Origin of the sequence: Pseudomonas sp. CCI4.2, assembly GCF_034350045.1 — a bacterium.
Classification (GTDB): domain Bacteria; phylum Pseudomonadota; class Gammaproteobacteria; order Pseudomonadales; family Pseudomonadaceae; genus Aquipseudomonas.
Window position 1 is genome coordinate 3,094,335 of the sequence record NZ_CP133781.1, and the last position, 13,923, is coordinate 3,108,257.

General features: G+C 55.2%; 10 protein-coding genes and 1 pseudogene. 2 read left to right on the forward strand and 9 right to left on the reverse strand.

The genetic code is table 11. From position 1 onward, the window contains the following. The first annotated feature begins 85 nt into the window (after positions 1-85). Positions 86-5,365, forward strand: a complete 5,280-nt coding sequence (locus RHM65_RS14030; protein ID WP_322183636.1) for a dermonecrotic toxin domain-containing protein — start codon at positions 86-88, stop codon at positions 5,363-5,365. Between the two features lie 72 nt (positions 5,366-5,437). Here the strand turns inward: RHM65_RS14030 and RHM65_RS14035 are convergent, their stop codons facing one another. The 9 genes and pseudogenes from RHM65_RS14035 to cynS all read right to left on the reverse strand — a co-directional run bounded on the left by RHM65_RS14035 (position 5,438) and on the right by cynS (position 12,869). Further along, positions 5,438-6,589 (reverse strand): acyl-CoA dehydrogenase family protein, encoded by a 1,152-nt coding sequence (locus RHM65_RS14035; protein ID WP_322183637.1) that lies wholly within the window; start codon positions 6,587-6,589, stop codon positions 5,438-5,440. A 4-nt stretch (positions 6,590-6,593) separates the two neighbouring features. Further along, on the reverse strand, positions 6,594-7,697 hold the full coding sequence (locus RHM65_RS14040) for an enoyl-CoA hydratase/isomerase family protein (RefSeq protein ID WP_322165367.1): 1,104 nt from the start codon (positions 7,695-7,697) through the stop codon (positions 6,594-6,596). A 191-nt stretch (positions 7,698-7,888) separates the two neighbouring features. Beyond that, positions 7,889-8,470, reverse strand: a complete 582-nt coding sequence (locus RHM65_RS14045; protein WP_322165366.1) for a TetR family transcriptional regulator C-terminal domain-containing protein — start codon at positions 8,468-8,470, stop codon at positions 7,889-7,891. Positions 8,471-8,502: 32 nt separating this feature from the next. Further along, positions 8,503-8,937, reverse strand: coding sequence for a LysR substrate-binding domain-containing protein (locus RHM65_RS14050; RefSeq protein ID WP_416195112.1), 435 nt, complete (start codon positions 8,935-8,937; stop codon positions 8,503-8,505). Positions 8,938-9,001: 64 nt separating this feature from the next. Further along, a pseudogene (locus tag RHM65_RS25355) lies at positions 9,002-9,073 on the reverse strand (hypothetical protein); the annotation flags it as partial. 72 nt (positions 9,074-9,145) lie between these two features. Beyond that, the gene (gene egtB, locus RHM65_RS14055) at positions 9,146-11,293 is read right to left on the reverse strand and encodes an ergothioneine biosynthesis protein EgtB (protein ID WP_322165365.1); all 2,148 of its coding nucleotides are present in this window, start codon (positions 11,291-11,293) and stop codon (positions 9,146-9,148) included. A gap of 182 nt (positions 11,294-11,475) precedes the next feature. Then, positions 11,476-11,838: a DUF427 domain-containing protein gene (locus RHM65_RS14060; protein WP_322183638.1), complete on the reverse strand. Its 363-nt coding sequence runs from the start codon at positions 11,836-11,838 to the stop codon at positions 11,476-11,478. A 151-nt stretch (positions 11,839-11,989) separates the two neighbouring features. Next, on the reverse strand, positions 11,990-12,241 hold the full coding sequence (grxC, locus tag RHM65_RS14065; RefSeq protein WP_322165363.1) for a glutaredoxin 3: 252 nt from the start codon (positions 12,239-12,241) through the stop codon (positions 11,990-11,992). Between the two features lie 157 nt (positions 12,242-12,398). Next, positions 12,399-12,869, reverse strand: a complete 471-nt coding sequence (gene cynS, locus RHM65_RS14070) for a cyanase (protein WP_322165362.1) — start codon at positions 12,867-12,869, stop codon at positions 12,399-12,401. Between the two features lie 124 nt (positions 12,870-12,993). Between cynS and cynR the strand changes: the two genes are divergently transcribed. Beyond that, a complete protein-coding gene (cynR, locus tag RHM65_RS14075) occupies positions 12,994-13,893 on the forward strand; it encodes a transcriptional regulator CynR (RefSeq protein WP_322183639.1) in 900 nt (299 codons plus the stop codon). Positions 13,894-13,923: the final 30 nt, after the last annotated feature.

Consider the following 13,923-nt stretch of genomic DNA (forward strand, 5'->3'; position numbering starts at 1 on the left):
CGGCGGCCAAGGTAAGTTTCCTCTTCATATCTAGCCACTTCCGGGACCCGTTCCCGAGAAGTGGCGTCGACGAAGGAAGCTTGCCATGTTGCTCGATTCAATCTCCACTGCCGCCCCCTCCGTATCACTCCCCTATTTTCATGCCGAATCACTCAAGCAGCGATTCACTCAAAATGTCGAGAATGCGCTTCTTGCCGAGCACATTGATGAAGCCGAGGCGCTATGGTTGCGAACCTTAGTGACACCTCCTTCCGACACCCAGGACTGGAATCCGCCGCGATTGGACGGTTTGAAAAAAAACGGAGGCTTGCCCGCTAACGTTGAGCTGGCTGCTGCGCTACAGATCAGTTATCGGTCGAGCGATACCACGATTTTTCTCGATACCTTGCTGTATGGCTTGGAGCGCTTTGATGATCGAGAGCAACTGCTAGGTACGTTATTGCAACGTTTCGGTTCAAGAACCGAAGAAGTCCCCACGTTTGAAGATGTGCTAATCGAAACGCCGGTGTTCGAAAACAGAATGTTCAACATCATCGATCACCATGTGGAGAAAATCGAAGCGCTTGCCCAGCATTTAGAGCAGATCCCCTCTTTGCAAATGGTATTTCAATGTGGGCTGCAGCAGACACTCGCTGGCTCATTACCCGGTTTAGCGGGGGATCCTTCATCCCATCTTTTACAGATTCTGGAGTCACCTGAGTCGCCAAAAGTGGACGGATTGGTTTCCGGCACACAAAGCCTTCTGGATGCAGCGCTGGATGATTACAGTGGTATTGCATTACCGCTTGGCCGTGAGCGGCGTTTTATCGATTCGTTCGGTAAGACCCTCGATCAAGTCGGGGTGAAGTCGGTTCAGCTTGCCCTGTCCAATACCATCAAGGCAGTGCCAGCAACCTTTGAGACGCAACTCGGCAAATTCTGGTGGTCACCTGTTGGTCAGGGCCAGACGCGTCGCGAATATGTCGCTAACGCTTTCGCAGAAGCTTTTCGTCAGCACCTGTATGCACGACGGCATGATGGTTTTCTAGTTGCTCATGAATCCCGGCGAATTAGCACGCTCCTTGACCCACAACTAAAACAGTGGGGCGATGGTGGTCCAATAACTGTCATGACGCTTGCGCTGTCGGACAATGCTCGACAACGGCCAAGGCTTGTCGGAGTTTTTGTGATTGCGTCAGTGGTGCCGTCACTCCCGGAACTGATTGTGTACACGGCTGGAAAAGGACTGCGCAGGTTCCGTAACCGGCTGGAATTAAGCGACCATTTCTCTACTCCCGAAGGCACCCTTGAGCTGCTTTGCCATCTGCCATTGAGCGATCATGCCTGGGTAACTTCAACGCCGTGGACGTTGCAATTTGACGATATGGAGGGCAATGACCCGTTTCTGAATGCGGTTGATTCAATCATGGCCCTGCAAAACAGTAATGTGCAGTTCGCGCTACAGCAGCCTCGACCAGAACGTAGCCGGATCGCTGTGATGATCGACGATGCATTGGACGTTCGCTATCTGGTCGATCAACGCCTGATCTGTCTGGGAGCTCGTCATCGGTGGCGCGAAGGAATAGCTACGTTCGATGAAACCTGGCTGAAATCGGCCGCTACTGGAATCCCCGCCACCGCTGCCTCCGGTAAAGGCAAAGGTGAGACCGTTCCACGTTCGCCCACCTGGACCGAGTTAACCCAGATTCTTGAAGACAACGCGCAGCGTATGTGGGAGGCGCAGCCTGATGTCGAGCGCTGTTCATTGGATGCGTTAAACCGGCAGTTGGCAGTGATCGGCGAAGGTCATCTGACGGCTAAAGAGGTCCGGGTACAGATTCCAGAGCAGTTGCCCGCCAAGACACAGGGCACCCTTGACCCAGCCCCGCAGTCGGTGGACTTAGTGACGCTGTTGCTCGAACGGGCCAGCGGATATCGCCAAATCGAGGTTCCGGCCGACAGTCAGATTTCAATCTTGACCGCGCCACAGCAGGTCAATGTCCTGCGGTTGACACCCCAATTACTCAATCATGTGCTCAATAGCGCCCGCGCACAGTTGTCGGCCGCGTTGATGAACCAGACCCAACAATTCTATACACGCCCCTTGCGTCGGAACGACAGTCAACTGTTTCCGGGTGCAATCTCCCGCGGTATTCGCAACGCCTTATTACGTATTGAACTGGACCTTGCCAGTCGCCTGAGCACCTTTAATGTTCAAGCCCGTGAAGCCTTCGAGCAGGTGCTGAACTATCCGACACGCAATTTGCGCCGTGTGTTCGGCGACAAGGCGGTCGAGGTTTACAGCCTGTGGTTAACCTATGACCCATCCAGCTCTGCCGTGCAAATGACCAACGTTTTTGCGCTACAGCAGCCCGGGCGCACGGACAGCACACTGTTGTTCTGGACACCATTTGAGGGGCTGAAAGTGGTCGAAAGCCTCGACATACTCCAGCAAGCGATCATTGCCCGCCTGAGAAATGGTGAACGGCGTGAGCATTGGCTGGCACTTTTTGCCGAGCCAGACAAAGCGCGCATCCGCAAATGCCTGGAGCGTACCGAAGCGATATCACTGTCAATCCAAACGCGCCAAATCGACGGTAATTTCATCGAGTACTTGCAAACCGTTGACTTGAACCGCCGAACACAGGGTGTAGTTCAGGCCTTTGAGTGGGCTTCTCGATGCCGGGTCGAGGCAAAACTCTTCGGTAACCTGGTCGCCGCCGCTCAAGCGGATGACTCTACTGCCTTGGCGCTGGACGTCATCTCAAGCAAGATTCAAAACGTCTTGTTTGAAGCTCGGATACCGGCTTGGATGAAAGCCGCTTCTGCGGAGTCGGTGGAGGAGTACGCCGACGTCCTCAGGCGTTACGCTCAGATCACCCTGTGGGAAAAGGACTTCTTGTTCGGTATTCCAGGCTTAAAAGGCTTCGCCCGCGAACAAGTCATCAAGCAATTACACCTCGACTTCCCGGATCACCCATTCGATCCAGACGATTTACAGATTACCCTCACGCGGTATGTGGGCTCGCCAACGGGTCTAGGACAGACACCCTCTTTTTTTCCCGCTGCGACCGATATCAAAACCCAAACACTGACCGAATTTGCCCTGAATCATTCTGCGGCCATTCAAGGGGCAACCTTGACCGTGGCCTCTGGAAAAGGCCGTACGGTCCCTGCGCAATTGACCCCCGCTTACCTTAAAGGATTGATCCGCACGTTAGACGTAGGCGCTCATTTTCAGAAGTTGCTGACGCAAAAACTCGACACTAAGGGACCGGAATACGCCATTCGCAAAGGTCTTTTTGTCAAACAGTGGCCCGCGATGATGATTGAATTGGCCATGCAGAAAAAGCTCGAGGGCCCGCTCACGTCCAACGCTTACCAGTACATCGAAGGCCTGATGGAAATGCCTGACACGCTTGCGCGGCAGGCGGTGCATGGTGAGGAAATTGTTTTGTGCCCGCTGCGCCTGATTGCCCAGGACGGTGCAATAGCAGACACGGTGCCCGGTTTTTATGTGATCTGCTCGAAAGACGCGGCTAAAGGTCCGGTGATTCTCTATTCGATTTTCAACCGGAATTTTTGCTTCAAGGAATACGTGACCCGCGAGAGCCTATTGCAGGACATTCGCCGCTCAAGCGCGTTGCAATCCCAGCTGATGCAGCGTGTTTCGGATGAGGTGAGAACGCGTTATGGGCATCACAGCTTTCATCTGCCGCCCCTATGGAGTGTCGATTTCTACGTGGACTACCCGATGTTTTCGCTGGGTCCGGTCACCCTGAGCTACGAACCCATACCCGGCAACCTTCTAACGTATCTGTTTGAAGACACCTTGAATGTGCTCAAGCAGATGGCCCAACAACAAACGGTAACCACCGCCCAGGCCGACTGGGAATCGTTCACCTATCTGATGACGCTCGGCGCCGAACAGATGCTGATTTTCATGCCCGGCGAACTGGGTGTGCTAATAGCTGCCTGGCAAGGTGTGTTGATGTTGCAGTCATCCGCTGAGTCAGCCGTGGGCAGTAATTGGGGTCGGGCGTTGGGGGAGTTCACTGTCGCCTTGTCGATTTTTGCCATGGCGAAACAGTCCGCCGCAGAGACGTCGAACTTTGAACCTGTCGTTCCCATTCGGTTAAGCAAGCTAATGTCTCGTCCCGAGTATTCATGGCAAAACACCCAACTGCCTTCGGAAGTAAAACGGCGGTTACAGACGTTCGAGGTGTCAGATATCACCCTGGGTAATCTGCTGAAGGATGAGCTTTACAACCTCTATCAGGCGCCACTGACTCAAAAAAATTACGCCGCTGTGGCAGGCAAGGTTTATGAAGTCCGGCGGGAAAATGAACGCTGGAACATTATCAGTGGTGACAAAGTCGGTCCAAATCTTCGGCTCAATCAGCACCAGCAATGGGAGCTCAATGTCCATTGGGGGCTGAAGGGTGGAGGAGGCGCTGTTACCCGCTTATCCTCTGCAGCGGAACTCGCGGTTGGCGACGTCGAACATGCGATCAATCTAGAGTTTTCCGTTTTGGCCACCGGGATGCCTCAAATACGGCAGTTGTATCGGGCGCGCGCACGACAGATCGGGCGCGCTCATTTGCAAGCTAAACGCTACATTGAGACGTGTATGGATAACCTGAACGCGCTTGAATCCGGTGGTCTGCTGCATCCGAAGGTCAATCAAATCATTACTGCTTTTTTTGGTATTCAGAACACCAGTGCAGAACTGTTAGGTTCAATCAGGCAATCAGTGACCGGGTTGTTTAATTCAGTAATGGACCCATCGTTGGCCTCTTACTCATCCCCCCGATATGTTATCGGGTTAAACCGGGCCGGGTATGAAACCACGGTGGCATTTACGCTCAAGGAAGACCCTCTTCTGCGTATTTTCCTGACTGAGCGCTTTTTTCAGTCGTCGTTTTACCATCTCAAGGTCCCGCTCGCCGGGAGTGCCAGCTTCAACGCAACCGCTCATGCCCGATCCGCGTCGGTGATCCATGAGGTCTCTCACTTGAGCAACAATACGTTCGATATTGCCTATGTAGAGTCATCCGCGCCTTTTCTTGACCTGATGGCCGACGATTCGCCTGGCATGGTTCAGCTCAAGTCCGATGTGGAAGAAATGCAGCTCCGTTTCCTGTCCCATCGCACGCCCATTGAGCAACTGTTCAAGCGGTTTAAAAACGGCCGATGGGAAGACCTCAGTGATGACCCTGCGGAAGGCAAGTCTTTCGTTTTAGGCGTGACGGGTAAGTCAACGCTGGCAGAGGCTCGTCTTGAGTTTCTGGCCAACGCCGAAATGCGAGGGGAGATTTTGCTCAATAATGCTGACTCGTTAACCCTGCTGGTCATGTTGCTGGGTCGACACAATTTTGTTCCCTGAAGTGCGTGCCTGGCAACGAATGAACCGCCCCTGAAACAAGAGCCGCCTTGAAGCGGCTCGACTGGCTAGCGTTCAGAGCGCGTAGTGACGCAACTCACGGGCAATCACCAGGCGCTGGATTTCGCTGGAGCCCTCGTAGATCTGCGTGATCCGTGCGTCCCGGTAATAGCGCTCCACCGGGTAGTCTTCCAGATAGCCATAACCGCCATGGATCTGCACAGCGTTGGAACAGACTTTTTCGGCCATTTCCGAGGCAAACAGCTTGGCCTGGGAGGCTTCTGACAAACAGGGTTTCCCCGCGCTGCGCAGGCGTGCTGCATGCAAAATCAGCAAGCGTGAAGCGTTTAATTGGGTGTGCATGTCGGCAAGCATATTAGCGATGCTTTGATGCTCGATGATCGGCTTGTCGAACTGCACTCGTTCGCGGGCATAGGCCAGCGCGGCTTCAAACGCGGCACGGGCGATACCCAATGCTTGGGCAGCGATGCCAATGCGCCCGCCTTCAAGGTTGGACAGAGCGATGTTCAGTCCTTTACCACGCTCGCCGAGCAAATTGGCGGCGGGAATACGGCAATCATTCAACGTGACGGCGCAGGTGTCGGACGCGCGAATGCCCATTTTATGTTCGGTACGATCAACGATAAATCCGGCGGTGTCGGTGGGCACCAAAAACGCTGACAGGCCTTTCTTGCCCAGCTCGGGGTCCGTCACCGCAAAGACAATGGCCAGTTTGGCGCGTTTGCCGTTGCTGACGAACTGTTTGGCGCCGTTGATGATCCACTGACCGTCATGCAGCTCGGCGCGGGTGCGCAGGTTATGCGCTTCAGAGCCGGCTTGCGGTTCGGTCAGGCAAAAACAACCAATCGCCTGACCGCTGGCCAATGCGGGCAGCCATGTTTGTTTTTGAGCGTCGGTGCCGTAGTTGAGCACCGGGCCACAGCCCACGGAATTGTGGATACTCATCAGCGCACCGGTGGCGCCATCGCCTGCGGAGATTTCCTCTACCGCCAGCGCATAGGCCACGTAACCGACATAGGTGCCGCCCCATGCTTCGGGGACTACCATACCGAGCAAACCCAATTCACCCAGGGTGGCGACCAATTTATCGTCGATCCAGCCGGCTTTCTCCCACGCCTGGGCGTGGGGCGCGATTTCATTGCGGGCAAAGTCGCGCGCCATGTCGCGGATCATTACTTGCTCATCGGTCAGTTCAAGATCGTGCATGGCATCAGTCCTCTTGGCCGATGAAGAAACGTTCGACGTGCTTGGCAGTGAGTGCCCGCAAGGTGGGCGGGTTCCACTTCGGTTGGTTGTCTTTGTCGATGATCATTGCGCGCACACCCTCAATCAGATCGCCATGTTCGAACCACAGGCGGTCCACGTGCAGTTCCATCTCAAAACACGCTTCAAGCGGCAAGCGACGACCGCGCCTGAGCATTGCCAGCGTCACCGACATCGCCAAGGGCGAACGGCTTTCCATCACATTGGCGGTACGCAGGGCCCATTCGTGACTGTCGGCGACCGTGACTGCGCGCAATTGCTCAATGATGCTTGGAACATCGGGCAGACCAAAAAAGTGATCAATGACCGGGCGCAGCTTTTGCAATGGCGCATCGGGTAACTGCTGCACGCCGATTTTTGTCAGCAGGTTTTGCAGGTCTTTAAGCGCGTTGTCATTCCACGACAGGCTGTCCAATGCCTTGTCCAACTGCGCCAATGAGTCGCTGTTTACGTGCCAGTCGGCCAGGCCGCAATACAGCGCATCTGCTGCGCTGATTTGCACGCCGGTGACGCCGAGGTAAATGCCCAACTCACCGAGTAAGCGGGGGAGAAAATAACTGCCGCCCACGTCCGGGAAATATCCGATCGCCACTTCCGGCATCGCCAATCGGCTGCGCTCGGTGACCACGCGCAGATCGGCGCCCTGGGCCAGGCCCATGCCGCCGCCCAGAACATAACCGTCCATCAGCGCAAGCACCGGTTTGCGGTAATGATGAAGCGTCAGGTCGAGGGCGTACTCTTCGAAGAAGAAGTCCAGATGAACCGTCAGGCCGTTTTTAAAACTGTCGTACAGCGAACGAATATCGCCGCCTGCGCAAAATGCTTTGTCGCCGCTGCCACGCAATACCACGGCGACTATCTCGTCGTCGTGTGCCCATAGATCAAGCTGCACTTGCAGCGTACGCACCATGTCCAGGTTGATGGCATTCAAGCCTGCGGGGCGATTGAGGGTTAAATGACCGATATGATTGCGCACGCTGATCAATACCGCGTCGGGGTCGCGGCCAGCGTCTGCATCTTGAATTCGAGGAAATAAAATCTCACTGCTCATTCACTGTTTCCCTGCATCTTTATTGTTCTGGTTCTCGTTTGGCGCGAGAAATACCTGCCGGATCCTACCAGTGCAAATTTGCAAAATACAATCGGGAATGATGCAGCGTGGGTGCGCGTTTTTGCTTGGGCGGCCTTTCACACGGTTTGCATTTAATGTGCGAGCAGACCGTTTTCGAGCCGCAGATCAGCTCAACGCAACAGGTTATCAAACAGAATATGGATGAGGTTCTTCAGGGGGTCGGTGCTGCGTTGGGCCTTGCCTAGCAGCACGGCTCCCTGCAACGAAGACACGATAAATAACGCGGTTTTTTCGCACTCGAACCCCTCATGCAACTCCCCCGCAGCCACTGCTTGCTTGAGGCAGTCAGCGATGTTGTCCTGCAACGACGAGAATATTTCCACCAGTCGATTACGGATGATGTCGCTGTGTTCACTGGCTTCGGCGGCAAGGTTGCCGTACAGGCAGCCAATGTTAAGGCAGCCGTTTTCCAGGGTTTGCTGATGAAAATCGAAATAACTGCGTAACCGTGCCAATGGCGATAGCGAGGCGTTATGCAAGGTTTCATCAAGCACCGAGTTTGTGTTCACGGCGTAGAGGTCGAGAATTTCCAGACCAAACAGTTCCTTGGAAATGAAGTGATTGGTAAATGAACCCTGAGGCACGCCTGCCGCTTGCACAATGTCTCGCACGCTGGCGCCTGCGAACCCACGTTCATGCACGACCTTAAGGCCTTCGGTCAGTATTTTGTCGCGGTGTGATGGTTTAGCCATGGCTCGATAATCTGCTCATACACAGTTGAAATCTATTTATCCGCTGAGGCGGCCAACAGGTTGTCTTTCAAGAAGTCGATCAACGCCCTTAGTTTAGGCGAAGCGTGGCGACTTGACGGCCATAACATCCAAAGCGCTCCGCTGTGAACAACGAAATCTTCCAGTACCAGTTGCAGTTCACCCCGACTTAACGAGTCGCGGACTACCAAATCTGCAATGCAGGCGATTCCCATGCCTTGCAACGCCAAATAGTGTTGGGATTCGGTGGTCGAGCAGATGGCTGTTTTCGTCAAACGTGGTATCGGCGACGCATCGGGTGTCTGGAGCGGCCAGTGCTCGATCTTACCCGTCGCCGGAAATTTGTGCAGCAGACAGGCGTGATTCGCCAAGTCGCGGGGATGTTGCGGGACGCCGCGTTGGTTGAGGTACCCAGGGGAGGCAACCAACACCAGGCGAAACGTGCCCACCTGGTGCGATATCAGCCGGTCGCGCGACACTTTTACCTACGGCTGAAGCGGAAGTATCGAGTAACTTGGCGGCTTCGGTAAAACTGGGTGTTTCCGCGACCTGCACGAAAATACTGATGCCGCTCAGACTGTCCATTCCGTTCCTGATCTAGGGGTGGGCGACCCTCTGTAGGAGCCAACTTGTTGGCTCCTACAGAGGGTTGAGCGTTCACGCTTTCAAACTGAACAACGCCACCTGCGGCTCGTCACTCACCCAGTAATCGCTCACCGACCAACCGGCGCTGGCAGCAAGGGCGGTAAAAGACTCGACGGTGAATTTGTGGGAGTTCTCAGTGTGAAGGCGCTCTCCCGCAGCAAAATGGAACGTATGCCCAGCCACTTTAACCACTTGCTCAGTCTGACTGACGAGATGCATTTCCATGCGTTCGTCGATTTCGTTCCACAGCGCCAGGTGCTCAAATGCCTCGATATTGAAATTGCCGTCGAGTTCGCGGTTAATGCGGGTCAACAGGTTCTTGTTGAAATGCCCCGTCACGCCCTCGGCATCGTCGTACGCGGCAACCAAAATATCAGCGTTTTTGACCAAGTCCACGCCAACAATAAAGTGCGCGCCTTCACCCAGTAACCCATGAGCCAAGCGCAGAAATTTCGTCGCTTGCGCAGGGGTAAAGTTGCCGATGGTCGAGCCGGGGAAAAACCCCACGCAGGTGTGCCCGGCTACTTCGGTTGGCAGTTTCAACGCGCGGCTGAAGTCATCGATTTGCGGCGCTACCTTCAGCGTCGGGTAACTTTTTTTCAACAGCGCGGCCGCTTTTTTAAGTGCATTGGCGCTGATGTCGATGGGCACGTAAACGGCGATTTGCGGTGCAGCGTCAAGCAGCAGGCGGGTTTTGTCACTGGCCCCGCTGCCGAATTCCACCAAGGCCGCGCCTTCTGGAATCAGCGCGGCGATCTGTTGGGCGACGTCAGTCAGCAGGCCGGTTTCAGCACGGGTCGGATAATATTCGGGGGTCCGGCAAATGGCTTCAAACAGCTCTGAGCCAGCTGCGTCATAGAAATATTTGGGCGATAGATTTTTCACCGGCGCAGATAACCCGGTGACGACGTCGCGGGCAAACTCGCTGTCGTGGCTGTTGACCACCCCCGGTTGGCGCGTATCCCGGGCCAAGCGCAGGCCGGAAAACATCCAGCGCTTGTCCGGGCCGAAAAAATTTCGGTAGGTCGTGCGGGAATGACCCGGCGCAGTGATGCTGGCGCCGCCACGCAAGACCATCACGTTGATCATGAACTTGCCGTTGTATTCACCCACTGCACTGTCGGCCGGACGAAATCCTGGGTAGGCGTTGTAGGCACTTTGTGTCCACTGCCACGCCACGTCGTCGACTTGCTCCAGCAGGCCGGCTTCGGCGGCGGCTTCCCATTCTGCTTCGGTGGGCAGACGCGCATCCGCCCAGTGGGCAAACGCCGCTGCCTCGTAATAACTGATGCTGATCACTGGGGCCGCTGGGTCAATCGCTTCCAGCCCGCGCAACGTCATGTGTTGCCAGCCGTGTTCATCGTGTTGCCAGTACACCGGCGAGTTCCAGCCCTCGGCCTGAACCGTGGCCCAACCGTCTGCTAGCCACAGCCCGACCTTGCTGTAGCCGCCGTCGGCCATGAAAGCCAGCCATTCGCCGTTGGTCACCAACCGGTCACTGATTTCAAACGACTGGAGGAACGTCGTGTGCCGAGGGCCTTCATTGTCGAACGCGAAACCTTGGCCCTTGTGGCCGATGTCAGTGAGGCCGCCTTTGAGCGGTTTGAACTGACCACGACGCCCCGAGATATCTTTAGCCCAGCGCGGGTCATAAGCGGGTTTGAGCGAAGAAATACTAAACAGATGCAGGATGTCCATCAGCAACAGTTCCTGATGCTGCTCTTCGTGGGACAAGCCCAGTTCGATCAAGTCCGACATCTCTTTATTCATCGGCAACAGCAACAAGGTGCGCATGTGTTCGTCGACGTACTTGCGGTAGTCCACTACCTGATCCACGGTCGGACGCGTCATCAACCCGCGCTGGGGGCGAGGCTGACGCGGGCCAATGGCTTCGTAGTAAGAGTTGAACAGGTAGGCGAACGCTGGATCGAACGGGCGGTAGTCAGCCAGGTTTTCACGCAGTAAGAAGGTTTCAAAAAACCAGCTGGTATGAGCAATGTGCCATTTGGCAGGGCTGGCGTCCGGCATCGACTGAACGACCATGTCCTCAGCGCTGAGCGGTGCGATCAGGCTCTCGGTCCGGCTTCGAGTGGTCAGATAGCGCTTGAGTAATGCGTTACCGGCGGGGGCGTCGCGTAGCTCGCTGGAGGTGTTGGTCATCAGGTTTTTCTCTCCGGTGAATCCGTCTTTCAGCGGGTCTGCTGATCCTTTGCTGTTTCCAAAGAAAGAATGCAGGGCCTAGTACGTTCTTTTCATGACCGGGCCGGGGCGAAATGCTCATGCACCCCGTCCCGGCCCGAAAAGCGATAAAGCGTTACGGCTCAAAAGCGCTTGGTTCTGCCCTACGCGGCGTCTACCTCAAAGGTCACCTTGTTAGGGTAAAACGCCACGTGTTCCTTTATTTCAGCCACCGATGGATAGGCTTCATCGTAGGTCCACACCGCATTCTCAGCCGTTTTTCCATCAGCATTCAGGCTGTAATAGTTGGCGTCACCTTTGTATGGGCAATGAGTTTGATGTTCGGTGCGCGTGTAACGTTCAGCCCGAATATCGGATCGAGGAATATAAAAAACCGCTGGGTACTTGGCTTCTTCGAGTTTCAGAGCCTTGTCAGTCTGTGCAACGACAACGCCTTGGAACTTGACCGTGACGCGTCCTTGAACCGGAGAGAGGGTAATAGGATGATCGGGGCCGGGAATTTTCATGATGGTCAGACCTTATTCAGTGGATTGGCTCGGGAGAGCGTAGACGATCACTGCACCAGAATATGGATGACCGTATTATTTATTTTGCCGAATATGTACGATCGTATTTTTGATGTCAATCGGCCGACGGACTGGCCCTGTTCATACGTTTTCAGGCCAGCAGGGCCATTAACCCACCCTGGCGATCCAGCAAAGCGAGATCGTCGAAACCGCCGACGTGATGATCACCGATGAAAATCTGCGGCACGCTACGGCGACCGCTCAGGGCCATCATTTCCTTGCGCCGGGCGGAATCGAATTCGATATTGAATTCTTGTACCTCGACGCCTTTGTTGGCGAGCAAGGATTTGGCGTTACGGCAGTAAGGACAGGTACTCGTGGTGTACAGGGTAACGGTGGTCATGACAAAAAATCCTCTTGGGATCGGAAAATTCAGGCGCTATGGGCACCAGGATCGCTGCATGGTAGCGAGGTCGAATCTCTTTTCGGGTGCAAAGGCTCGCTGGTTTGCGACAGATCGTCAAAATTTCGATCCCTTCAGACGTGTTTGGCGATCACTGTCAAAACGGAAGCAGGGGCAGGAATTTCCCGTCAAGGGTGATCACTGCACGAGAGCCGCCTTGCGGGTCATCAACTTTTTTAATGTCCAGTTTGAAGTTGATCGCGCTGATGATTCCGTCGCCAAATTGCTCGTGCACCAGCGCCTTCAGGGTTGTGCCGTAGATCTGGATCATTTCATAGAAGCGGTAGATGGTCGGGTCGGTGGGGACACCGCCAGCGATGCTGCCGCGCAATGGGATGATCTGCAGACGAGCAATGGCGTCGTCGTCCAGCTCCAGGCGCTCGCCGACAATTTTTGCCGCACTTTCTGGCAGCGGGTGTTGGCCAAGGATCGCAGCAGTGACGTACGCCAGGCTCAGGCCGGTGCCGTCGGTGAGGTCCTGCCATGACAGATTTTTGCGGGCTTTTATCGCCAGAATGTCAGTGGTCAGGGCCAGGGTTGGGTCTTGATACGCGTGAGACTGATGCATGGGATGACTCCGTTAACTGTAAAGAGACGGGGCAGGTTTGAATCCGATCATGAGCGGATGCAACTATTAGTTCCAAGACGCATATACAATCCGAACCATAAGTTTTGCCTATAAGAGGCTTGCCGTGCTACTTCGACATCTGCGTTACCTGCTGGCAGTGGCCGATCATGGCAATTTCACCCGCGCGGCCCAGGCGCTGCATGTGTCTCAGCCAACCTTGTCGCAGCAGATCAAACAGCTGGAAGCGTCGCTGGGGGCTGAGTTACTCGACCGAAGCGCACGCTCAGTACAGCCTACGGATGCCGGTGCTGCTTACATTGAATACGCCCGTCGGGTCCTTCGGGAACTGGAGGCGGGCAAGCGCGCGATTCACGACGTGAAGGATTTGTCGCGGGGCACCCTGCGGCTGGGGATGACCCCGACGTTCATGGCCTACCTGGTCGGCCCGTTGCTGAGGGATTTTCTGGCGCTGTACCCGAAGGTTCAGTTCGAGGTATTCGAGTTGTCGATGATCGACATTGAAGCCAGGCTTGCGGATGACACCTTGGATATCGCCATTGCCTTCGCCGAAGGAGGCAATCCGGATATCCAGCATGTGCCGCTGTACGTGGAAAAACTCGGGTTGGCGGTTGGGCGTGATCACCGTTTATTCAATCGCACTGAACCTTTGTCACTGGCCGAACTGGAGCGCGTGCCCCTCGCGTTGCTGACGCCAGAGTTTGTTACCCGAACCTGCATCGACGATTACTACACCTCGCACGGAATTATCCCCCTGGTGATCGTGGAGGCAAATTCGGTCAATGCCATTCTGGAGATCGTCCGGCACACCGGCATTGCTACGATTCTTCCTGAAGCAACTGCCCTTCAAGATCCCACGCTGAGGAAAATCGAATGGGTGCAAGCACCTCCCCAGCGAACAGCCGCGCTGCTTCGGCGCAAGAACGGCTACCAAAGCACCATGTCGATGGAGTTTGAGAAACTGGTGAAGGCGAAGCTTTCTGACACCCGCTCGAAACCACTGTAGGCGCCAACGTGTTGGCGAGAGTCCTTCGGA